The sequence below is a fragment of the Rhodococcus sp. 27YEA15 genome (assembly GCF_049739425.1).
Classification (GTDB): Bacteria; Actinomycetota; Actinomycetes; order Mycobacteriales; family Mycobacteriaceae; genus Rhodococcus_F.
Genome location: NZ_JBMHHW010000001.1, coordinates 3,829,497 through 3,851,662 on the forward strand (window position 1 = coordinate 3,829,497; position 22,166 = coordinate 3,851,662).

Consider the following 22,166-nt stretch of genomic DNA (forward strand, 5'->3'; position numbering starts at 1 on the left):
GCCTCTTGCTCGCTGTTCTGCTCGCCCATGCCGTTGCCGCCCTCCTGGCTCCGCTTGTGGTGCGCAGGTTAGGGCGAAACGGCTTCTTCCCGCTCGCGCTCGTCCCCCTGGTAAGCCTCGGCTGGGTCATCGACAAATGGGGCAGCGTCGAGACGTTGCACATCGCCTGGGCACCCGGCTTGTCGATGGATCTCGACTTCCGATTCGACGCCCTCTCCGCGATCATGGCCGTGCTGGTCCTCGGAATCGGCACCCTGATCCTGATCTACTGCGCGCGATACTTCAACGACGACGAACCACGTCTCGGCATCTTCGCAGCCGAGATGGTCGCCTTTGCCGGCGTCATGTTCGGTCTCGTGACCAGCGACAACATGCTGCTGCTCTACACGTTCTGGGAATTGACGACCGTACTGTCGTTCCTGCTCGTCGGCCATTACGCCGAACGCGCCACCAGTCGCCGCGCCGCCACCCAGGCACTACTGGTGACCACCGCAGGCGGGCTGGCGATGTTGGTCGGCATGATCATCCTCGGCCAGGTCGGAGGCAGCTACAACCTCTCCGAACTCGTCGCGAACCCGCCGAGCGGATGGCTTCCGGCCGTCGCGATAGTGCTCATCCTGATCGGCGCACTGTCCAAATCGGCCATCGTGCCACTGCACTTCTGGCTGCCCGGCGCCATGGCCGCACCCACCCCCGTCAGCGGATATCTCCACGCCGCCGCCATGGTCAAGGCCGGTATCTACCTCGTCGCCCGCCTGGCCCCCGGATACGCCGACTCGCCACCCTGGCGTATCACCATCATCAGTCTCGGCCTGCTGTCGATGATCCTCGCCGGATTACGCGCGATGCGCGCCTACGACCTCAAACTCGTGTTGGCATTCGGCACCGTCAGCCAACTCGGCTTCATGATGGTGTTGGTCGGAATCGGTACCCGCGACGCCGCCCTCGCCGGCATGACGATGGTGGTCGCGCACGCCATGTTCAAAGCCACCCTGTTCATGGTGGTCGGCATCATCGACCACACCACCGGAACCCGAGACCTGCGAAAACTCGCACACCTGGGCAAACGAGCCCCCGCCTTGGCGATCATCGCGGCCCTCGCCGCCGCCAGCATGGCCGGGCTGCCACCATTGCTCGGATTCGTCGGCAAGGAAGCCGCCCTCGAATCGATCCTGGAAACCGATGCACTCGGATCCTGGGCCGCCATCACCGTCCTGGTGGTGATCGTGCTCGGCTCGATCCTGACCCTCGGCTACAGCATCCGCTTCATCTGGGGAGCATTCGGACGAAAGCAGCTCAGCCAGCCCAGCTCGGCCGTGAGCAAGATGCACGCACCAGGCGCGATGTTCCTCCTCGCCCCCGGACTTCTCGCCGTACTCGGCCTCGTCGCCGGCGTGCTGTCCCCGCAACTCGAAAAGCTGCTGACGCCGTACTCGACGAGCCTTCCGGCCGGTGAACACGCCGACTACCACCTGGCGCTCTGGCACGGATTCAACCTTCCACTGCTGCTCACCGCCATCGTCGTCGTCGGCGGCACCGCACTGTTCGTCGCCCAACGCCAATTCAGCCGCCTGCAGTTCGAGCATCCCCCGCTCGGCAACGCCGACCGGATCTACGACGCGACGCTGCGCGGGATGGACCTGGTGTCCATGCGCCTGACCGGCGCCACCCAGCGGGGCTCACTGCCGCGCACCCAGGCGACGATCCTCGCCACTCTCGTGATCGTCCCGCTGGTGCTGCTGATCGTCGACACGAACGACGGCGTCAAGCTGCGGATGTGGGACTCCCCCATCCAGATCACCATCGCCGTGATGATGATGGCTGCCGCCATCGCCGCAACCGTGATGCGCAACCGGTTGGCCGGCGTCATCCTCGTGGGCCTGACCGGCTACGGCTGCGGTGTGCTGTTCGCCCTGCACGGCGCGCCCGACCTGGCGCTCACCCAGTTCCTGGTCGAAACGTTGACGCTGGTCATCTTCGTACTCGTCCTGCGCAAGTTCCCGGCCGAAGTGGACGAGAGCAAGGCCATCGGCTTCAAGCTCCCACGCGCACTCCTCGCCGTGGCCGTCGGCTTCACCGTCACGGCCATCGCCGCGTACGCGGTCAACGCCCGCAACACCAGGCCCATCTACGAACTGTTGCCCGACGCCGCGTACTACCTCGGCAACGGCAAGAACGTCGTGAACGTGCTCCTCGTCGACATCCGCGCCTGGGACACCCTCGGCGAGATCTCGGTGCTCCTGGTCGCCGCCACCGGCGTCGCCAGCCTGGTCTTCCGCAACCGGCGGTTCGGCATCGCACCCCGCGTCGCCGACGCCCCATCCGTCATCGTCGACAAAGCAGCCGCCAACTCCGAGACCACCTGGTTACGCGGTGGAGACCTCATCGACCCCCGCCACCGCTCACTGGTCCTGGAAGTCACCACCCGGTTGGTCTTCCCCACCATCATGGTGTTGTCGATCTACTTCTTCTTCTCCGGCCACAACGCGCCGGGTGGCGGCTTCGCCGGTGGTCTCACCGCCGGACTGGCCCTGGTACTGCGGTACCTGGCCGGCGGTCGCTACGAACTCGGTGAAGCCGTACCCATCGACGCCGGAAAGATCCTCGGACTCGGTCTGGCGCTCGCCGCGGGCACCGCCGTGGTGTCGCTGCTGCTCGGTGCGCCCGCACTCTCCTCCGCGGTCTTCGAATTCACGCTGCCACTGATCGGCGACGTCAAACTGGTCACCGCCCTGTTCTTCGACCTCGGTGTCTATCTCATCGTCGTCGGCCTCGTCCTCGACGTACTCCGAAGTCTCGGCGCCCGCCTCGACGCAGAAATCGAGGTGAAAGCAGCATGAGCGCAAATATCGGAATGCTGATCATGATCGGCGTACTCACGTCCGCCGGCGTGTACCTGCTGATCGAACGCAGCGTCACCCGAATGCTGCTGGGACTTCTGCTCTTCGGTAACGCGATCAACCTACTGATCCTCACCGTCGGCGGTAGCGACGGCAATCCGCCGATCGTCGGACGTGAGTCCATCCACGACGACATGGCCGACCCGCTCGCCCAGGGCATGATCTTGACCGCGATCGTCATCACCATGGGTATCGCCGGATTCGTCCTGGCGCTGGCATACCGCTCGTTCAAGATCAACACGGCGGACACCGTCGAGAACGATCCCGAGGACACCAAGGTCATGCAGCGTCGACTTCCCGCCGACGCCCCCGACCACGATCGATCCGACGACCCGGTCACCGGTGCCCCCAGCATCGGCGGCGACGCATTCGACAAGGACGGTAACCCCATTCCCCTCGAAAAACTGGTCAACCTCGAGGACATCGAATGCTACGACGACCTCCACGACGGCGACTTCGAGGACGAACCGGTACCCGACTGGGCCACGGACCTCGCCCGCGAGAAAGAACGCAAACGCGAAGACAAGAACCGGCGAGACGGTAAGGGAGGTGCACGTCCGTGACCATCTCGCACAACCTGATGGGTACGCTCGCGCCGCTTCCCGTCCTCATTCCCATGCTCGCGGCTGCCGCCACCCTCGTCGTCGGCAGACGTCCCCGCTTCCAGCGCGTCATCACCTTGATCGCTCTGGTCAGCGTCGTAGCCGTGTCCGGTCTGCTGCTGTATCTCGCCGATCGCGACGGTACCGCCGCCATCCAGGTGGGCGGCTGGGACTCCCCGATCGGTATCACCCTCGTGGTCGACCGACTGTCGGCGCTGATGCTGGTGGTCTCGTCCGTCGTCCTGCTGGCCGTCATGATCTACGCGATCGGTCAAGGTATCCACGACGGCACCGAAGCCCAACCGGTCTCGATCTTCCTACCCACGTATCTGGCACTGACCGCGGGAATCTCCAACGCGTTCCTCGCCGGTGACCTCTTCAACCTGTACGTCGGGTTCGAGGTGCTGCTGGCCGCAAGTTTCGTGCTGCTCACCTTGGGTGGCAGTGCGGACCGCGTCCGGGCCGGCGTCTCGTACGTCATGGTCTCGATGGTGTCCTCGCTGATCTTCCTCGCAGGCATCGCCTTCGCATACGCCGCCACCGGCACACTGAACATGGCCGACATGGCGCTGCGCTTCGACGACATCCCCTCCGGCACCCGGACAGCGATCTTCGGTGTCCTGCTGGTGGCATTCGGCATCAAGGCCGCCGTGTTCCCGCTCTCCGCGTGGCTGCCCGACTCGTACCCGACCGCGCCGGCACCGATCACCGCCGTGTTCGCCGGCCTGCTCACCAAGGTGGGCGTCTACGCCATCATCCGCGCCCACTCGTTGTTGTTCCCCCAAGGCGATCTCGACGGCGTCCTGATGGTGTGCGGCCTGTTGACGATGGTGGTGGGCATCATGGGTGCCATCGCCCAGAGCGACATCAAACGGTTGCTCTCGTTCACCCTGGTCAGCCACATCGGCTACATGATCTTCGGCATCGCCCTGTCCACCACCGCCGGACTGTCCGGTGCGATCTACTACGTCGCGCACCACATCATCGTGCAGACCACGCTGTTCCTCGTCGTCGGACTCATCGAACGCCAAGCCGGATCGTCCTCGCTCCGACGCCTCGGTGGACTGGCCGCCGCGAGCCCGGTTCTCGCCGTCGTGTTCCTGGTACCCGCCTTGAATCTCGGTGGCATCCCCCCGTTCTCCGGATTCATCGGCAAGGTGGCGTTGCTTCAGGCCGGTGCCGCCGACGCCAGCTCACTGGCCTGGATTCTCGTGGCCGGTGGCACGGTGACCAGCCTGCTCACCCTCTACGCCGTGGCCCGCGTCTGGACCAAGGCGTTCTGGCGGGCCCGTGCCGACGCCCCCGAAGGTGATCTCGCCGATGTCAGCCCGTCGGCACTGATCGACGAATCCGAAGAGGACATCGCCTTCGTCGACCGCGAGGACGTCGGCAGGATCCCCGCATTCATGTTGATCCCGACCGTCGGCCTGGTCGCCGTCGGCCTGAGCCTGACCGTGTTCGCCGGCCAGATCATCGACATCACCGACCGCGCGGCCAACGATCTACGGGACCGCTCGATCTACATCGACGCCGTTCTCGGTGATCACCGACCCGTCCCGGCCGCCGACGGCACCCAGGAGCCGCCCCGATGAAACGTAGTCATGTTCTCCGAATCGGCGTGCTGATCTGGCTCACCATCGTGTGGGTGCTGCTGTGGGGCAACGTCAGCGCAGGCAACATCATCGGCGGATTCGTGGTGGCGGTCGTCATCACCGTCCTGCTGCCACTGCCTCGGGTACCGGTGGAAGGCCGAGTGCATCTGCTCTCGATCCTGCGTCTGTGCGGCCACATCGTCTACTACGCGATCCAGTCCAGCATCCAGGTGGCCTGGCTGGCGATCCGGCCGTCACCGCCGCCGGTCACCGGGGTGCTCCGCTACCAACTCGGTATCAAGTCCGATCTCGTACTCACCCTGTGCATCGACGTGCTGAACCTCATTCCCGGAACGATGGTGCTCGAGATCGACCAGAACCGTCGCATCGTGTACGTCCACGTGCTCGACGTCGGTTCTCAGAAAGCGGTCAGCGCGTTCTACCGCTCCGTCGAAGACCTCGAACGACTGTTCATCGCGTCCTTCGAACGTGATTCGGAGTGGCAACCGAGTCCATGGCACCAACGCCACTACGAATTCGACTCGTCCTGGAAGGAGGGCCAGGCATGAACGGGTTCGTCACCACCACCCTGATAATTTCCGGAGTGATCCTCCTGGTCGCCGCGGTACTGACCACATTCAGACTTCTCGACGGGCCGTCGTCGCTCGATCGCCTGGTCGCGATGGACACCCTGATCGCCGTCTCGATGTGTGGTCTGGCGGTGTGGGCGGCGTACAGCAAGGACACCACCCTCGTGCCCGCCATCGTGGCGCTCGCCCTGGTTGGTTTCATCGGCTCCGTCTCGGTCGCCCGATTCCGGGTGAGTGACCGATGATCAGGAACATCCTCGACATTCTCGGGGTCGTCTTCATTTTCCTGGGCGCACTGCTGGCTCTGACTGCGGCGATCGGAATCGTGCGATTCCCGGACACTCTGCGTCGTATGCACGCCGCCACCAAGCCACAGGTAGTCGGACTCATCCTCGTCCTGATGGGTGCGGTGTTCCTGCTTCGGGGCAGCGTCGACATCTGGATGCTGGTGCTGGTCGGCATCTTCACCATGCTCACCGCGCCGGTGATCGCGCACGTCGTGGGCCGAGTCGCCTACAGCGAACAGCGCGAAGAAGACGCCATGATGCAGATCAACGAACTGGAAGACCCGGACCCTCTCCCGTAACCGAATCTCGGTCCCCGCCGCGCTCGCCCCACACGGCGAGCGCGGTGCCGGGCCGAGCGAAGAACGTCGCGTAGAAGGCCACCGACATCACGGTCAGAGCCGCGATCAGCGCCGGACCGAACATCGACGCGTACTCGGCCATCTGTACCGACGCGAACCGATACGAGAGCAGTAACCCGCCAAGCAGCGCCGACCCTCCGAGCAGCAATCGCACCCGAAACCATCCGAAGCCTCGCTCCGGATCCCGCAGCGCCGCGTCGATCGTCAGCGCCAGCACCGCTCCGGCAACCAGATCCACGCCGTAGTGGAATCCGAATCCCAGGGTTGCGGTCAGTGTTGCAACCAGCCAGAAAGAACCGAGGGTGCGAATCCACCACGGCCCACTGCGCGAGTGGATGAACAGCGCGAGAGCCCACGCCGTGTGCAGACTCGGCATGCAGTTACGCGGCGCCTTGTCGTCGAACATCATGGCGGACGGACGCGCGAAGTCGAAGCGCGCGTCCACGTTCGGCCAGTAGTTACCGAGCTGGAATCCGAGGCCACGCGGACCGAACGCGAAGACGGGTCCGACCACCGGGAAGAGCAGGTAGAAGATCGGACCGATCAATCCGATGAGCAGGAACGTCCGCAACAGGTGATGCGACGGCCAGCCCTTGCGCAGCTGGAACAACGCAACCACGATGATCGCGACCGGCAGCTCGACGTAGATCCAGTCCAGCACGGCAGCGCCGAGCGGACCCATTGCGTCGACCACCCGGCCCATCACCCACGACGGATTACCGAGTGCTTGATCGGCGAGGTAGACGTACTGGTCCCACACGTTCGTGCCGAGGAGGATGCTGAGCTCGAGCCACGTCTCCGCTACCTTGGCGGCTATGACGAGCAACGCTCCGAACGCCACCCCGCGCAGCACGTTGCCACGCCGCTCACCGGTCAGTTTCCAGACCGCGTAGACCGCGATCGCGGTCGTCACCCACGTTCCACCGGTACCCATGGTGATCGGTCCGCCCGCAGCCCATCGGAGCGATCCGACCACCACGTCGATCGCCACTGCGGCCGATACCGCGTAGATCCGTTCCCGGGTATGCAGCCCGACGAGCGCGAGCGCCAGGCCGACCCACGGCATGGTCGCCGACCGCGGAACGAGGAAGTAATCCCCGAACAGGCTTTCCAACGGACCGAGGTAACCTCGCGACCAAGCGAAAATCTGCACGCCGACGACGAGCACGCCCACCGCCGCCGCTCCGATCAGCAGACGACGATGCGCACCTGGCCATGAGCGGTCGGCCGGCGCCACGATGTCCCCATGTCGGGAACGGTTGTCTATCGACACTCGCCAATAGTAAACGGCAGATGAATCGGTGCCGAACAACGGCGGTCCGGCAGCCCACTTCGCCGCACTCGAGAGGTTTTCTCAGGTTCCCAACTCGGCAACCAACGAATCGACCACCGAAATCAGGTCACCACCGGACGCCGCCGCGACACGCCGCTGACGCTGATAGGACGCACCGCGACGGGGAATGTCCGCCACCGACGCGAGCTCGTCGACACAGCCCATGGCAACCGCGATCGGCGTCAGATCCTCGAGTAAACGCTCCAAGTCGTCGGTCACGAGACGCTCGTTGGCGTCGGAGTCCAGGATGATCTCGGCGTCGAGTCCGTACCGTGCGGCCCGCCACTTGTTTTCCTTGACGTGCCACGGCTGCATGTTCGGCAGCGTCTCCCCGGCGCTCAAGCGCCGATCGAGATCGACGACAAGGCAGTGCACGAGGGCAACGAGCGCACCCAGTTCGGCTCGCGTCGACACGCCGTCGAAGACACGTATCTCGATGGTTCCCCACTTCGGGGCGGGGCGGATGTCCCAGTGCATCCCGCCGACCTTCGTGATCACCCCGGTCTTCATCTGATCGTCGATGAACGACTCGTACTGGGCCCACGTCTCGAACTGATACGGCAACCCGGCGGTGGGCAGTTGCTGGAACATCAACGCCCGGTTGGACGCGTAACCGGTGTCCACACCCGCCCACATCGGTGAGGACGCCGACAGCGCCAGCAGGTGCGGATAGCGCTGCAGAAGCGCGTTGATGATGGGGAACACCCGGTCGGCGGACGAGACACCGACGTGGACGTGGACTCCCCAGATCAGCATCTGACGCCCCCACCACTGGGTGCGCTCGATCAGCTCGTCGTAATCGGGGGTGCGGGTGACCAACTGCGTCGACCACTGCGCGAACGGGTGGGTGCCCGCACTGATGAGATCGACGCCCAAGGGTTGCGCTGCTCGACGCAACAGATGCAGCGACCGGTCGAGGTCGCACATCGCCTCGCCGACCGTGGCATGCACCCCGGTGACGAGTTCGACGGTGTTTCGCAGTAGTTCCTTGGTGATGTGCGGCGTTTCCGAGCCCGCGAGCTCCTCGACCGCCGAAAACACCTCGGCTGCTGTGTTGGAGAGATCTCTGCTCGTGCGATCGACCAGAGCGATCTCCCATTCCACGCCCAGTGTCGGGCGCGGCGAACCTGGAAATGGAACTACCACGCAGAGAATCCAATCACAGTGTTGCTCGGAACATCGGGATTGGAACTGCGTGGTAGCTGTGGAAGGTGATCGACAACTCAGCTCGAGGCGACGACTCCGCAGGCCACACGAGCGCCGGCGTCACCGGTGTCGAGGGTCTGCTGATCGGGGGCCGGCGCGTAGCGCGTCGGGATGTTGCCGAAGTTGTCCGCACCGGCGTGCACCATGATCGACGTACCACCGTCGGCCAGCAGATCCGCGACGGTGAAAGCGTCCGTGGTGGTCACGAGCGTGGCCGTGCCGTTCTCGAGCACCTGCAACGAGGTCAGGTCACCGCTCGCCGGGTGTCCGGTGTGACCGTCGGCCTGGAAGTGTCCGCCTGCGGAGAGGAAGTTGCCGGGCTCGCCGCCACTGGGCGCTACCGAATTGGCCTCGCACTTGGCGATCTGGTGAACGTGGAATCCGTGGAAACCAGGAGTCAGGCCCTTGGCGTCGACCGCGATCTTGACGTCGCCGTTTTCCTGCGTGAACGTCACGGTACCCACCTTGGCACCGTCGGCACCGTTGAGCGTCGCGGTTGCTGCGGCTCCGGCCGACGACGATCCGGAGCCGGCGGCGGATCCGTGTCCGGAACTGCCGTGCGAGCCCGGGTCGGCGGAGCCCGTCCACACGGCCGGGGTCGTACCGGGAACATTGCTGGGCTCTTCGCTGTTGCTGCAGGCGCTCAGGCCGAAGGCGGCGAGAGCTACAACTGGGGCAACGACGCGCCAGGACATACGCCGGGTGCTGCTGGGGGCCATCGAACCGCTCCTTTGGGGTGGCGAGGAAGTGCATCTGATCATAACGGCGTGCGTAGTAGCTGATACCGACGGGTCACACCGTTCGCGCCGTCGTCAATTGGAGGTGACGATCACGATCACCCCGGGAGTGGCACCGACGATCCCCTCGAAGCGAGGTTGCGCGCTGACACCGAGCTCGGCTGCGATTTTCTCCGCGGCTTCCTTTTCTCCCGCTGACGTCCCGTAGAACACTGTGGTCGAGCTTACCGTGCCCTCGCTGTAGTTACCGGTCTCGGCGACATTCCATCCCGATGCGGTCAACTCGGCCGCTGTCCCGGCCGCCAGACCGGAGATGGTGCTGTTGTTGAGCACCCGAACACTCACCGCCGACGGATCGACGGCCGGGGCGGTCGGCGCCTGGGTGGACGTCGTCACCGGTACGGCGGGCTCCACGGTTACCGAGGGCTCTGGCGTGGCATCGACCGGCGGGGCAGGCGGGGCGGGGGGCGGCGTCGTGGTCGCGCGGGCAACCGTCGTCGTCTGCAACGTGGTTTCCGTCGTCGTCGACTCGGCAGCTGTCGTCTCACTCGAGTCCGACCCGCCGAGGGACGCAGCCCCCAAGCCGAGGAAGACGATGGCGAGCGCGATCAAGACCATGGCGATCGCGCGAAGTGGAGGTCCGGACGGCTGCTCTTTCGGGGTGCTCACGTGTCGACCTTATCGCCCATCCGAGACAACGCCGGTCAACCGATCAGGTGACGTCGAAGCCGAGGCGGCGGGCGGCTCTGGCCTTCTGCCTACTCGCCCGCAGTCGCCGAAGGCGCTTGACCAGCATGGGATCGGCGGCCAATGATTCAGGACGATCGACCAAGGTGTTGAGGACCTGGTAGTAGCGAGTCGCCGACATGTCGAACAACTCCTTGATTGCTTCTTCCTTGGCTCCGGCGTACTTCCACCATTGGCGCTCGAAGGAAAGGATGTCGTGTTCACGACGAGTCAGACCGTCCTCGCCGACTTCGTGGATTCCTGCCGACGTGTCCGTCCCGGAACTTTCGGGCAGGTTTCGACCACGCGCGATTGCGCCGTCCATGTCACTCCTCGACTGCTGTGCTCGGCGTCAGCGAGATTCGTCTGCCCTGATCGATACTCGGCCATGCGAGCCCCCGGTCACCCCTACACGTATCCGGTCCCCCGACCTGAACGAGCATCGAATCACATCACTGTTCTTCGTCGACCATTGAACCACGATCGTGTGTCCGGGTCGTGACAAGAGCGCAGGCGCGCCGCACTATCCTTGTCCGCATGGCAATCCTCCCCATCCGAATCGTCGGCGACCCGGTGTTGCACAATCCGACGGAGCCGGTGTCGAAGACACCCGCCGAACTCGCCGAACTCATCGCCGACATGTACGAGACCATGGACGCCGCCAACGGCGTCGGTCTCGCCGCGAATCAGGTAGGCGTCCCACTACGACTGTTCGTCTACGACTGCCCCGGCGAAGACCGGACCACGCCGCGACGTCGCGGGGCGATCGTCAATCCCGTTCTCGAAACCTCCGAAATCCCACAGTCGATGCCCGACCCCGAAGACGACTTCGAAGGATGCCTCTCGGTTCCCGGTGAGCAGTTCCCCACCGGTCGGGCCACCTGGGCCAAGGTCACCGGCACCGATGCGGACGGAAACCCCGTCGTCATCGAAGGTACGGGCTTCTTCGCGCGGATGCTCCAACACGAGACCGGACATCTGGACGGCTTCCTCTACACGGACGTTCTGGTGGGCCGGAACGCGCGCGCGGCGAAGAAGGCGATCAAACGGTCCGGCTGGGGAAAGCCGGGCCTGTCCTGGACCCCGGGCACCGTCGACGATCCGTTCGGCCACGACGACCACGACGAAGACTGACAATCGTAACGAGGGCTGAGTTATCGCACTGAACGGCGATATTCCGATCGGCAGCCGGGTGGTGGTGAGGTACAAACTTCCGCCCGGCTACACGCATCCGGTGACCGACGTCATCGGTGTGCTCGAATCCCTCGACCCGATCGCCGTTCGCGGTAACGACGGCAGGTTGATCCAGGTGTCCGTCGGGCAGGTCGTCGCGATGAAAACGATAGGCGCGCGGCCGATTCGGATCGGCGAGATTCGAAATCTCGAATCGGCGGCCGCTCAGGCATGGCCCGGCGTCGATCAGGAGTGGATCGACGGTTGGTACCTCCGCGCCGGGCACGGGATCAGTTCCCGCGCGAATTCGGCGCTCCCCCTTGGCGGCCCGGGCGCGGTTGCCGGAACCGGCGCAGACGTACTGGACGCGATCAGGCAGTGGTACGCCGATCGCGGACTACGGACCGTACTGGCGCTGCCGGATCGACTGGCGACGGTACCGCCCGGCTGGGTGACCGAACGGGAAACCGTGGTCATGGCAGCCGATCTCGAGAACCTGACCTTGCCGATCGGTCCGCCGACGGCCACGGTGGCGCCGTCACCCGACCCGCGGTGGCTCGCCATGTACGGCGCCGATGCGGGCGGTCACGTCGAATCGGTGCTCCGCGCGGGCGCAGGCGATCTCGGCTTCGGACGTATCGGCAACGATCAGACGAGCTTGGCCATCGGCCGGGCGGCGGTCACCGTGAGCCCGGATTCCCGGCACTGGGTCGGGTTGTCGGCGATAGCCGTCGCGGCCGAGCACCGCAGACGTGGCATCGGTTCACTGATCGGCGGCGACCTTCTTGCCTGGGGCCGCCTGCACGGGGCAACCCATGCCTACGTTCAGGTGATCGACGACAACGACGGCGCCCGTGCGCTCTGGCGCGAGCTCGGCTTCGTCGAGCATCATCGGTACCGGTATGCCACCGATCCTGTCGGAGGCTGACGCTAGGCTGGCCGTCGTGCGCATCGCTACCTGGAACGTGAACTCAGTCCGTGCCCGTACCGACCGGATCGTCGACTGGCTGTCGCGTTCCGACGTAGACGTGCTGGCGATGCAGGAAACCAAGTGCAAGGACGCACAGTTTCCGTACGAGCGTTTCCAGGAGATCGGCTACGAGGTCGCTCACGTCGGATTGAGTCAGTGGAACGGCGTCGCGATAGCGTCCCGGGTCGGCCTCGAGGACGTACAGGCCGGGTTCGAGGATCAGCCGGGATTCGACAAGGACCCCGAGGCGGAGCAGATCCGGGAGGCCCGCGCGATCGGCGCGACGTGCGGCGGTGTCCGAGTGTGGAGCCTGTACGTCCCCAACGGCCGCGAGCTCGAGGATCCGCATTACACCTACAAACTGGACTGGTTGGCGAAACTGCGCGACGACGCGCGTGGGTGGCTCGAGCGTGATCCGCAGGCCCAGATCGCCCTGGTCGGGGACTGGAATGTCGCTCCCACGGACGACGACGTGTGGGATACCGCGTTCTTCGAGGGCAAGACCCACACGTCGGCGCCGGAGCGAGAGGCTTTCCACGCCTTCTCCGATGTCGGTTTCACCGACGTCGGTCGGGAGTTCACGCCAGGGCCCGGCGTGTACACCTATTGGGACTACACCCAGCTCCGCTTCCCGAAGAAGCAGGGAATGCGTATCGATTTCATCCTCGGCTCACCGGCGTTGACGGCCCGCGTGAGCGCTGCCGAGATCGACCGTGACGAGCGAAAGGGCAAGGGCGCCAGCGATCACGCACCGGTGATCGCCACGCTGGCCGACTGACTCTCCTCAGTCCTCGACGAGCAGGTCCATGTATTCCGGGTGCTTACCCAGGTATTGCTGGACGTAGGTACAGACGGGCCGCACCGACCAGTGGCGCTCGCGGGCGCAGTCCATCGCGTAGGTGACGAGCACGGCGGCCATGCCTTGTCCGCCGTATTCCTCTTTCACGACGGTGTGCAGGTAGGCGACGACGTCGGTGTCGGCGGCCCCGAAGTCCTGTTTCTCGTCTCGGTATCCGAGGATCCCGACCAGGTCGCCTTCGGCGGAAAGTTCGAAGCGGTCGTGGGACGGGTTGTCCACCAGTATTGCTCCGGCAGGGAAACTTGCGTTGGGGGTGTCGTTCACGATTGCGACCTCCGTCGTACGGTCGACGATCGAGGCGCCGACGCGCTCTCCGAGACTGTGATCCATGCCACATATAAAATCAGCTGTCGACGACGCTGTCCCGGATTCAGCTAATTGTCGCATCGGAATCGTCCGGATCGCAATGGAAACGTGCCCATGGTCCCGGTTCCGACAGCATTCGAACAGCGAGTGTGTGCGGCCTGTCGCCACCACGGACCGACCTGCGGTTTGCACAGGTCCGATCGGTAGGCTCGAACCTGTGAATCTGCTGCCCCTGACCCCCGCCGGCCAAACCCCGATTCGTGCGCTCACCATCGCCGGAACCGATTCCGGCGGCGGCGCCGGGATCCAGGCCGACTCCCGCACGATGGCGATGTGCGGTGTGCACGCGTGCGTTGCCGTTGCCGCGGTGACGGTCCAGAATTCGGTGGGTGTGAGCGGATTCCACGAAGTACCACCGCAGATCGTGGCAGACCAGGTTCGAGTCGTGGTCTCCGACATCGGGATCGGTGCAGCCAAGACCGGAATGCTGGCATCGACGCAGATCATCGAGGCAGTGGCAGCAGTAGCGGCCGAGGTGGGAATAGGCCGAGATCGGGCGATCCCCCTGGTGGTGGATCCGGTGTGCGCGTCGATGCACGGCGATCCGCTCCTGCACGAGGAGGCCCTCGACGCGGTGCGTCACACGTTGATTCCGGCCGCGACCGTGGTGACACCCAATCTGGACGAGATTCGTCTGATCACCGGGATCGACGTCGTCGACGAAAAGTCCGCGCGCGTCGCTGCCGAGGCCCTGCATGCTCTGGGCGCGCAGTGGTCGATCGTCAAAGGCGGGCATCTGCGGACGTCGGACGTCTCCACCGACCTGCTTTTCGACGGCGATCGATTCCTCGAGTTCACCAGTGCACGCATCGACACCGGTAACGATCACGGCGGCGGCGACACCCTTGCTGCGGCGATCACCTGCGCCCTGGCGCACGGCCGTTCGGTCCCGGACGCGGTGGCGTTCGGCAAGGAATGGGTTACCAAATGCCTCGAAGCTGCCTACGATCTCGGTGCGGGCCACGGCCCGGTGTCTCCACTCTGGCGCCTGACGGTCTAGTTTCGGCGCACCCGCCAGATTCCGAGATCGGTGGGTACACCGTTGGGAGTGGTGGCGAAGAATCCCCGCCGCCACGGCCTGATGGTCAAATCGAGTTCGTCGAGGGTGTCCGCGTCCAGCAGTGCGAGCGTGGTCGCGGACATCATCACGTTGCCGTCACCGCCAAGACCCATCATGCGGGCCGCGATGGTGACGTCGACACCGAGCCAGTCGTCGCCGATGCGGCGCGGTGTACCGGTGTGCAGTCCCACTCGCATTCGGGGCAGGTAGCCGTCGAGTTCGATACCGGCCAGCGCGTCCTGGGCGGCGAACACGGCTCGCACGGCGGCGTCGGGGTCGTCGAACACAGCCATCAGCCCGTCGCCCATACGTTTGACGACATGGCCACCGTTGTCGGTGATAGGCGTTTCGACGGCCTGCGCGACGGCTCGCAGCAGTGTGAGGGTGGCGCTGTCGCCGGCGTGCAGAGACCAGGTGGAGAATCCGACCAGATCGGTGAAGACGACGGTGAGCTCGTGATCGCCGCGACCACGACCGAGCCGTTCGAGCGCCGCTTGCCAGACCTGCAGCGCGCCCAGACCGACTTCTCGGGTCGCCGCCGGTTGCTGATCGAAGAACCGGTCGGCCACCCGGGCCACGGCGCGCGCGCCGCCGGAACCGGCCAGGGAGAGCGGGTCACCGAAGGCCGGGTCACCGGGCAGTATCTTCCGCAATTTCCGCACGGCATCGACCAGTTGATGCCGGCGGTTCAGCTCGGCAATCGCAGAAAGTGCCACGTCAAGCGCCGAACGCGCGGTTCCCGATGCGGCGGTGACCGGATTGCCGGTTTCCGCTTCACTCGGGGATTGATCAGCCATTACCCGAGGGTAACTCGAGGTAACAGACAATGCCCTGGTCTACTTCACACCGGACGGGCTCCGGATCGGTCGGTCAACGCGGCGGTGAAGCAGACATCTCGGCTCGCGCCGTCGTCCGCGCTGTGCCGACCGGAACTCCGTTGACCCCCTCGACGGAGTTCGCGTAGACGGCCACCGCATATGCGACGGCAATGGCGTTGACCGCGAGCGCTTCTCGATCGACGTTCGCGAGGATGTCACGAGCGGTGTGGTAGTTCGGATCCATCATCCGATCGGCGTCTCCACCCCACTTCTGGGCCTGGGCCCGTGTCTTGCGCTCGTCGGCACCGCTGAACACTCCGCCGGCCGGAATCCCGCTGCCGATGAACGGCCCGTAGTCCGAACGCCCGTCGAAATCGGTACCTTCGACCTCGATTCCACGATCGGCGAAGAACTCGGTGAACGTCCGCTCGATACCGTCCGACCCGTCGGGGCCCGGCCCCTCACCTTCGTCGTCCGAATCGTCACCGTCGTACACGAGATAACCGGCGTTGGGCGAGCCGAGCATGTCGAAGTTCAGATAGAGCGCGATATCGGCCCGCTCCGAGTCGGTCAGGTTCTCGACGTACGCCGCCGAACCCAGCAGTCCTTCTTCCTCGCCACCCCAGAACGCGAACCGAACGGCATTCTCGACGTTCGGTGATCCACCCAGCCGGAGAGCCGTTTCCAGTATCGCTGCGACTCCGGTGCCGTTGTCGTTGATCCCCGGCCCTGAGTCCACACTGTCGAGATGAGCACCCACGACCACCACGTCGCCGGTGGAACCGGTTCTGGTCTGGGCTACGACGTTGCGCGAGTGCCGAACTTGCGTGTGAGTGGCCAGAACCAACCTGGCGGGTGCATCGCTTGCGGCCAGCGCTCTCGCGTCGTCTCCGGTCACCGACCCGGTCGGTATCCGCGATGCACCCGGCTCGCCGACAGTCCCGTCGGTGATCGTTCCCCCCGACGGGTCGACGACGATCAAGGCCGCCGCCCCACGATCGGCTGCGATCGACTCCTTCTCCCCGAACCGACACTGTCCACGGTTCACCAGCACTATCGCGCCTGCCGCATCGGTACCGTCGTAATCGGTCGCGGCGCAACCGAGGGACGCGTCCTTCGGTAGCGCCATCACCGGAGCATCGATACCCTCCGGTCCCGTCGACACGGAATTCGTCAACGCGTGCACGGGGACAGATCGGCCGTCCCCACCGCGCAACGACTCCACCTCCGTGTCGAAACTGCCGATCTCGAATTCGGGGGCACTGACGTCGAATCCTCGGTCCGTGAGCACATCGACGACGTAGTCGACACTCGCGTCGTATCCGACGGTTCCGACAGCTCGATTGCCACCGTGCTCATCGGCGATCCGCTCGAGTTCCTCGAGGTGGCCGGTCACCGCGTCGACGGTGACGGTGTCGGCGAAATCCGACGGATTCAGTACGTCGACGCCGTCTTGCGTTGCCGTGCAACTGGCGAGAGTCAGGATGCCGGTCACCGTCACAGCCGCCACCACACGCAATCTCATGCGCCGAGCGTAACGATCGAAACAGCCGGAGGGGCGGGTGCGAATCGAATTCGCACCCGCCCCTCCGGGCTACCGCTGAGCGGGGTCTATGCGTCGCGTCGGTTCACAACGGCCACACTTGCCCCGAAGATCACCAAGACGAAAACCGCGAAGTAGATCAGACTTCCCCAGGGGCCCCAGTGGAAGTTGACGCTGCTCGAGGTGGTCGGGCTGTCGCTGAGAAAGTGATTCGCGTTCATGAAGGGCAGGAACGGCATGATCTTCTCGCCCACGCTGCCGAACAGGTTGAAGAGATTCTCGATGAGCAGCGGCCACAGGAGCAGCAGGGCGATGGCTCCGGCCGACTGACGCAGCAGCGCTCCGACCCCGACGGCGAGGATCACGCACAGGAGGGCGTAGATCGGGACGCCGTAGACCGCACGCCAGTCGCTGCTCGTCGACAGGGACAGCGCCGTTCCGGCGTCGCCGGCTGTCGCTTTGGTGAGCGCGTACGCGCCGAAGGTCAAGACGAGGGTCAGAACGGCGCCGAACACGCCGATCAGCAGCGCCTTGGCTGCCAGGACCGATCCGCGGTTGGGGACGGCCTGGAAAGTGGTGCGGATGATGCCGAAGCGGTATTCGCTGGTCACCGCGAGGGCGGCCATGATCATCAAGACCAGGATGCCGAATCCCGAGATACCGCTGGCAGCGTCCGACAGTGTCGGGAGGGTAGGCGTGAAGTCCGGCTTGCTACCGGCTGCGATGTCGTTGTTGTAGCGCGTCAACGACGACTTGGACGACAAACCGACGACAGCAGCCAGACCGAGTGCGAGGACGATGATGATGACCGTGCACCACAGGGGTGACTTGGTGGTGGTGATCTTGATTCTTTCAGCACTGAGGACAGCCATTACAGTGCACCTCCCATGGAATTGTTCTGTGCGCCGTCGACTCCGGTCGCCTGGTACTGGACATCGTCACCGGTGAGTTTCATGAAGGCATCCTCGAGTGAGCCCTGATGAGAAGCCAACTCGTACAACATGATCCCGTTCGATCCGGCCAGACCACCGATCACGTCGGTGGTGGAATCGACCACCACCAATGCCGGCGCCGCGCCGGTACCGTCCTCCCGGACCGTGAGCCCCTGCGAGGTCAACACACTGCGCAGTGCATCCAGTTGCGGGCTACGAACACGCACCGTGGACTCCGAGGAGCGATCCACGAATTCCTGGACCGAGGAATCGGAGATCAACCGGCCCCGACCGATGACCACCAGATTCTCCGCCGTGAGCGCCATCTCGGTGAGCAGGTGCGAGGACACCAACACCGTGCGCCCCTCGGACGCCAAGCGCTGCATGAACTTACGGATCCAGACGATGCCCTCGGGGTCGAGACCGTTGACCGGCTCGTCGAACAACAAAATCTTCGGATCCCCCAGCAGCGCCCCGGCCAAGCCGAGTCGCTGCGACATCCCGAGGGAGAATCCGCCCGCTTTCTTGCCCGCGACCTCGGACAACCCGACCAGCCCGAGGACCTCGTCGACGCGGGACTTGGGAATCGAGTTCGATGCCGCCATCCACTGCAGGTGGGCCCGCGCACTGCGGTTCGGGTGCACCCACTTCGCGTCGAGCAGTGCGCCGACGGTCCGTAGCGGGTCTTTGAGTTCGCGGTACGGTTTGCCGTCTACCAGCGCCTGCCCGGCCGTGGGGCGGTCCAAGCCCAAGATCATGCGCATCGTGGTGGACTTGCCGGCGCCGTTGGGTCCGAGGAACCCGGTCACCACCCCCGACTTGACCGTGAACGTCAGATCGTCCACCGCTTTGGTGGGCCCGTATGCCTTGGTCAATCCCCTCAGTTCAATCATGAGGAGAAGTTTGCCCTACGTTTGCGCTCCCCACATCCGCCGCAGGTCTAGTTCGAGGTGGTACTCAGGTAGGACACCGGGGCGGAGCCCCGCAGCGAAACCGGGGCGGAGCCCCGCAGCGAAACCGGGTCCGAGCCCGATGTCCTATCCGGAAGGGAGGCTACGACGAGGCCTGCGCCCAGAATCGACGCGGGATTCGACCAGCCCGGCGCGCTTCGTACCCGGCGACGACGGCGTGCCGCATCGCCGACGCCATCAGCGCCGGTTCCTTGGCTCGGGTGACTGCGGTGGCGAGCAGGACGGCGTCGCAACCGAGCTCCATCGCCAAAGTCGCGTCACTGGCCGTTCCGATTCCGGCGTCGAGGATCACCGGGACCCCGGCGCGTTCGACGATCATCTCGATGTTGTGCGGGTTGGCGATACCGAGCCCGGTGCCGATGGGCGAGCCGAGGGGCATCACGGCGGCGCAGCCGACATCCTCGAGTCGACGTGCGAGCACCGGATCGTCGGTGGTGTACGGCAGCACGGTGAAACCGTCGTCCACCAACAGCTCGGCAGCCTTGACCAGTTCGATCGCGTCCGGCAACAAGGTCCGCTCGTCGGCGATCACTTCGAGTTTGACCCAATCGGTCTCGAGTGCCTCGCGGGCGAGCTGGGCGGTCAGCACTGCTTCTGCGGAGCCGCGACAACCAGCGGTGTTCGGCAACGGTTCGATGCCGAGTGCGCGAAGCAGGTCGAGCACGCCGGTACCGCCGGCGGCGTCGACGCGTCGCATGGCCACCGTCGTCAGTTCGGTTCCGGACGCGACCAATGCCTCTTCGAGGACCGCGAGGTTGGCCGCCCCGCCGGTCCCGGTGATCAGGCGTGAGCCGAAGGTTCGGCCGGCGATGGTCAACAAGTCGTGTTCAGCCACCCTGCACCGCCGTGAGGATTTCGATGTTCGCGCCACGCTCGACGGACTCGCTCCAACGGCCGCGGGGGAACAGCGCTCCGTCGATGGCCACCGCGATGCCCTTCGTGGGCAGGGACAGGTGCACCAGAAGGTCCGACACCGTTACGGCCTGCGGAAACTCGAGGTCTTCGCCGTTGACGGTGATCCCGATCGGGATCTGCTCACTCATTACAATTCCTCACTTGTTCTAGACTTCGGTGTTCGCCAATCACGGCGATTCGGTATGTCGGCAAATCTCTGCGGTTCCGTTCCCTCGACTTCGGTCAGATTCGTTCCGTTGAGCAGAGCAACTGTGGCGTCCGCGGTGATCGGAGTGAGCAGGACACCGTTGCGTCCGTGGCCGGTGGCGGCGACGACGCGGTCGGACAGCCGTCCGATGAGCGGTAGGTTGTCCGGCGTCATCGGCCGGAGTCCGGCGTTGCACTCGTACAGCTCGTATTCACCGATGGCGGGCATGAGCGCTTCGGCGTCGTTGATCAAGTCGCGAACACCGGCGACGGTGACCTGGATGTCCTCACCGGATTCGTACTGTGTTGCGCCGACGACGATTCCGTCGGCGCGCGGCACGAGGTACGCCGGGCGCCCGTGGACGCTGCCCCGGATGGTGCGACTGGGCGCGGGTGTGACCGATGCCCGCGCGCGTAGTCGCAGGATTTCGCCTTTGACGGGCCGGACGGGTAGTCCCGGCCACAGTTTCGCGGACGCGATCCCGGCGGTCAGGACGATCTGGTCGGTGTCGAGCTCGTCGAGATCATGGACAGGCCGTCCGATCAGCTCGACTCCCTCGGCGACGCAGGCGTCCTGCAGCGCGGTGAGCAGTCGCCTGTTGTCAACCGCCGATTCCCCGACGGCCAGCAGGCCCGAGCGAATCCGTGGCCCGAGCATCGGCTCCAATTCCCGGATTCGGGCGCGCCCGACAACTTCCAGTTCGTGGCCTTGGGCGCTCACCCATTCGGCGATGGTCTGCAGATCCTGCGCGTCGGCGGCGTCGAGGGCGACGGTCAACGAACTGTCGGCGGTGAAGACCGATTGCCCGAACTTCTCCAGTTCGGCTCCGAAATCGGGCCAGCGTTGCAGAGAGGCCGCTCCGACGGCCAACGCAGTTTCCTCACCCGGCCACCCTTCCGAGAGCGGCGCAAGCATTCCGCCGGCCACCCAGGAGGCGCCGGATCCCAGTGCGGGGTCGTACAACCGGACAACCCAACCATCGCGAGCCGCGCGCCAGGCGACCGCGAGGCCGATGACTCCGCCGCCGACCACCGACACCGTCCGAGACTGTGTGATCACGTAACTTCCTCCACTTCCTGCGCCGGCATGATCCGGGTCAGGTCTGACGGTCGGGATCTCTCGCGATCCCCTCTCAGCCCCACGCTCCCGGCTATCGCGACAAAGCGGTTACCGGTTTTCGGGACTCCCGTGTTGAACCTTGCGCCCTAGAGGCTACCGTTTGCTCCGTGCACCCCACACATCCCAGTGACATCATCGACCGGCGGCAGCGCCTGGCAGCAGCGCAGCTGTACCTGTGCACCGATGCTCGGCGTGAGCGAGGTGACCTCGCGCAGTTCGCGGAGGCCGCGCTGTCCGGGGGCGTCGACATCATTCAATTGCGTGACAAGGGCTCGGCCGGTGAGCGGGAGTTCGGCCCGCTCGAAGCGAAGGACGAGCTGATCGCACTCGGCGTGTTGGCGGCGGCGGCTCGTCGGCACGGGGCTCTTCTCGCCGTCAACGACCGTGCGGACCTCGCGATGGCGTCCGGCGCCGATGTTCTCCATCTCGGCCAGAACGACATCCCGGTCCCCTATGCCCGCACCGTGGTCGGCGAGGACGTCGTCATCGGTCGGTCCACCAGCAGCCGGGCCCAGGCGAGCCTGGCCGCGATCGAGGAAGGCGTCGACTACTTCTGCACCGGACCGGTGTGGGCCACTCCGACCAAGCCGAACCGGAAGGCGTCGGGTCTGGATCTTGTTCGGTCCACTGCCGAGGCGGCGCCGCCTCGCCCGTGGTTCGCCATCGGCGGTATCGACGAGGAACGTCTGCCGGAACTACTCGAAAACGGTGCAACCAGAATTGTGGTGGTTCGGGCTCTCACCGACGCTCCGGATCCGCAGGCGGCGGCGCGGCGTATGGTTCAAGCGCTCGAAGCTAACGCCGCCAACAGTTAACGTTCGGCATTCTGATGGCCCGGTTTCGACATTTTCCGTGATGTCGATCGCAGTTTCCCCTGCGTTCACGCGACGATCCAGCAAACATTCCGAAACTAGTGATTTT

General features: G+C 65.1%; 24 protein-coding genes and 1 riboswitch. Of the genes, 11 read left to right on the plus strand and 13 right to left on the minus strand.

Annotation, left to right across the window (positions count from 1 at the left end):
• The first annotated feature begins 5 nt into the window (after nucleotides 1-5).
• From ABH922_RS17820 to mnhG, 6 genes are read left to right on the plus strand one after another with little or no spacing between them, the layout of a single operon-like run.
• Nucleotides 6-2,840 carry a Na+/H+ antiporter subunit A gene (locus tag ABH922_RS17820; protein WP_424808175.1) on the plus strand — a complete coding sequence of 945 codons (2,835 nt, stop codon included), beginning with the start codon at nucleotides 6-8 and terminating at the stop codon, nucleotides 2,838-2,840.
• Nucleotides 2,837-3,463, plus strand: a complete 627-nt coding sequence (locus ABH922_RS17825) for a Na(+)/H(+) antiporter subunit C (protein ID WP_424808176.1) — start codon at nucleotides 2,837-2,839, stop codon at nucleotides 3,461-3,463. The genes ABH922_RS17820 and ABH922_RS17825 overlap by 4 nt, the downstream gene beginning before the upstream one ends.
• Nucleotides 3,460-5,094, plus strand: coding sequence for a Na+/H+ antiporter subunit D (locus tag ABH922_RS17830; RefSeq protein WP_424808177.1), 1,635 nt, complete (start codon nucleotides 3,460-3,462; stop codon nucleotides 5,092-5,094). Before ABH922_RS17825 ends, ABH922_RS17830 begins: the two co-directional genes overlap by 4 nt.
• On the plus strand, nucleotides 5,091-5,663 hold the full coding sequence (locus ABH922_RS17835; RefSeq protein ID WP_424808178.1) for a Na+/H+ antiporter subunit E: 573 nt from the start codon (nucleotides 5,091-5,093) through the stop codon (nucleotides 5,661-5,663). The genes ABH922_RS17830 and ABH922_RS17835 overlap by 4 nt, the downstream gene beginning before the upstream one ends.
• On the plus strand, nucleotides 5,660-5,929 hold the full coding sequence (locus tag ABH922_RS17840) for a monovalent cation/H+ antiporter complex subunit F (RefSeq protein ID WP_424808179.1): 270 nt from the start codon (nucleotides 5,660-5,662) through the stop codon (nucleotides 5,927-5,929). Before ABH922_RS17835 ends, ABH922_RS17840 begins: the two co-directional genes overlap by 4 nt.
• Nucleotides 5,926-6,270: a monovalent cation/H(+) antiporter subunit G gene (gene mnhG / locus ABH922_RS17845; protein ID WP_424808180.1), complete on the plus strand. Its 345-nt coding sequence runs from the start codon at nucleotides 5,926-5,928 to the stop codon at nucleotides 6,268-6,270. Before ABH922_RS17840 ends, mnhG begins: the two co-directional genes overlap by 4 nt.
• Here the strand turns inward: mnhG and ABH922_RS17850 are convergent.
• The 5 genes from ABH922_RS17850 to ABH922_RS17870 form a co-directional block, all read right to left on the minus strand.
• Nucleotides 6,236-7,603, minus strand: a complete 1,368-nt coding sequence (locus ABH922_RS17850) for a DUF5933 domain-containing protein (protein ID WP_424808181.1) — start codon at nucleotides 7,601-7,603, stop codon at nucleotides 6,236-6,238. The two genes, mnhG and ABH922_RS17850, sit on opposite strands and share 35 nt — an antisense overlap.
• A gap of 81 nt (nucleotides 7,604-7,684) precedes the next feature.
• A complete protein-coding gene (locus ABH922_RS17855) occupies nucleotides 7,685-8,809 on the minus strand; it encodes a glutamate--cysteine ligase (protein WP_424808182.1) in 1,125 nt (374 codons plus the stop codon).
• A 77-nt stretch (nucleotides 8,810-8,886) separates the two neighbouring features.
• Nucleotides 8,887-9,588, minus strand: coding sequence for a superoxide dismutase[Cu-Zn] (gene sodC, locus ABH922_RS17860; protein WP_424808183.1), 702 nt, complete (start codon nucleotides 9,586-9,588; stop codon nucleotides 8,887-8,889).
• Nucleotides 9,589-9,681: 93 nt separating this feature from the next.
• Nucleotides 9,682-10,275, minus strand: coding sequence for a LytR C-terminal domain-containing protein (locus ABH922_RS17865; protein WP_424808184.1), 594 nt, complete (start codon nucleotides 10,273-10,275; stop codon nucleotides 9,682-9,684).
• A gap of 43 nt (nucleotides 10,276-10,318) precedes the next feature.
• Nucleotides 10,319-10,657 carry a DUF3263 domain-containing protein gene (locus tag ABH922_RS17870; RefSeq protein WP_424808185.1) on the minus strand — a complete coding sequence of 113 codons (339 nt, stop codon included), beginning with the start codon at nucleotides 10,655-10,657 and terminating at the stop codon, nucleotides 10,319-10,321.
• Between the two features lie 212 nt (nucleotides 10,658-10,869).
• Between ABH922_RS17870 and ABH922_RS17875 the strand changes: the two genes are divergently transcribed.
• Genes ABH922_RS17875 through ABH922_RS17885 form a run of 3 tightly spaced genes read left to right on the plus strand, consistent with a single transcriptional unit; the run spans nucleotide 10,870 to nucleotide 13,253 of the window.
• The gene (locus tag ABH922_RS17875; RefSeq protein WP_424808186.1) at nucleotides 10,870-11,466 is read left to right on the plus strand and encodes a peptide deformylase; all 597 of its coding nucleotides are present in this window, start codon (nucleotides 10,870-10,872) and stop codon (nucleotides 11,464-11,466) included.
• Between the two features lie 22 nt (nucleotides 11,467-11,488).
• Nucleotides 11,489-12,433, plus strand: a complete 945-nt coding sequence (locus ABH922_RS17880; protein ID WP_424809710.1) for an N-acetylglutamate synthase, CG3035 family — start codon at nucleotides 11,489-11,491, stop codon at nucleotides 12,431-12,433.
• A gap of 16 nt (nucleotides 12,434-12,449) precedes the next feature.
• Nucleotides 12,450-13,253: an exodeoxyribonuclease III gene (locus ABH922_RS17885; RefSeq protein ID WP_424808187.1), complete on the plus strand. Its 804-nt coding sequence runs from the start codon at nucleotides 12,450-12,452 to the stop codon at nucleotides 13,251-13,253.
• A 6-nt stretch (nucleotides 13,254-13,259) separates the two neighbouring features.
• Here ABH922_RS17885 and ABH922_RS17890 read toward each other — a convergent pair whose 3' ends face one another.
• Nucleotides 13,260-13,664, minus strand: a complete 405-nt coding sequence (locus tag ABH922_RS17890) for a GNAT family N-acetyltransferase (protein ID WP_424808188.1) — start codon at nucleotides 13,662-13,664, stop codon at nucleotides 13,260-13,262.
• A 193-nt stretch (nucleotides 13,665-13,857) separates the two neighbouring features.
• Here ABH922_RS17890 and thiD point away from each other — a divergent pair, with 193 nt between their 5' ends.
• The gene (thiD, locus tag ABH922_RS17895; RefSeq protein ID WP_424808189.1) at nucleotides 13,858-14,700 is read left to right on the plus strand and encodes a bifunctional hydroxymethylpyrimidine kinase/phosphomethylpyrimidine kinase; all 843 of its coding nucleotides are present in this window, start codon (nucleotides 13,858-13,860) and stop codon (nucleotides 14,698-14,700) included.
• On the opposite strand, the gene ABH922_RS17900 is transcribed toward thiD, so the two are convergent.
• The 7 genes from ABH922_RS17900 to thiO all read right to left on the minus strand — a co-directional run bounded on the left by ABH922_RS17900 (nucleotide 14,697) and on the right by thiO (nucleotide 21,185).
• Nucleotides 14,697-15,557 carry an adenylate/guanylate cyclase domain-containing protein gene (locus ABH922_RS17900; protein WP_424808190.1) on the minus strand — a complete coding sequence of 287 codons (861 nt, stop codon included), beginning with the start codon at nucleotides 15,555-15,557 and terminating at the stop codon, nucleotides 14,697-14,699. The two genes, thiD and ABH922_RS17900, sit on opposite strands and share 4 nt — an antisense overlap.
• Before the next feature lie 73 nt (nucleotides 15,558-15,630).
• On the minus strand, nucleotides 15,631-17,103 hold the full coding sequence (locus ABH922_RS17905; protein WP_424808191.1) for a M28 family peptidase: 1,473 nt from the start codon (nucleotides 17,101-17,103) through the stop codon (nucleotides 15,631-15,633).
• A gap of 86 nt (nucleotides 17,104-17,189) precedes the next feature.
• A complete protein-coding gene (locus ABH922_RS17910; RefSeq protein WP_424808192.1) occupies nucleotides 17,190-17,993 on the minus strand; it encodes an ABC transporter permease in 804 nt (267 codons plus the stop codon).
• Complete coding sequence (locus tag ABH922_RS17915) at nucleotides 17,993-18,946, minus strand: ABC transporter ATP-binding protein (protein ID WP_424806688.1); 954 nt, start codon at nucleotides 18,944-18,946, stop codon at nucleotides 17,993-17,995. The genes ABH922_RS17910 and ABH922_RS17915 overlap by 1 nt, the downstream gene beginning before the upstream one ends.
• 160 nt (nucleotides 18,947-19,106) lie before the next feature.
• Nucleotides 19,107-19,859, minus strand: a complete 753-nt coding sequence (locus ABH922_RS17920; RefSeq protein WP_424808193.1) for a thiazole synthase — start codon at nucleotides 19,857-19,859, stop codon at nucleotides 19,107-19,109.
• A complete protein-coding gene (gene thiS, locus ABH922_RS17925; RefSeq protein WP_424808194.1) occupies nucleotides 19,852-20,067 on the minus strand; it encodes a sulfur carrier protein ThiS in 216 nt (71 codons plus the stop codon). The genes ABH922_RS17920 and thiS overlap by 8 nt, the downstream gene beginning before the upstream one ends.
• Nucleotides 20,067-21,185 carry a glycine oxidase ThiO gene (gene thiO, locus ABH922_RS17930; RefSeq protein ID WP_424808195.1) on the minus strand — a complete coding sequence of 373 codons (1,119 nt, stop codon included), beginning with the start codon at nucleotides 21,183-21,185 and terminating at the stop codon, nucleotides 20,067-20,069. The genes thiS and thiO overlap by 1 nt, the downstream gene beginning before the upstream one ends.
• Nucleotides 21,183-21,326, minus strand: a riboswitch (TPP riboswitch). It overlaps the preceding gene by 3 nt.
• 26 nt (nucleotides 21,327-21,352) lie before the next feature.
• On the opposite strand from thiO, the gene thiE reads away from it, so the two are divergent.
• Complete coding sequence (gene thiE / locus ABH922_RS17935; RefSeq protein WP_424808196.1) at nucleotides 21,353-22,060, plus strand: thiamine phosphate synthase; 708 nt, start codon at nucleotides 21,353-21,355, stop codon at nucleotides 22,058-22,060.
• The last annotated feature ends 106 nt before the right edge of the window (nucleotides 22,061-22,166 follow it).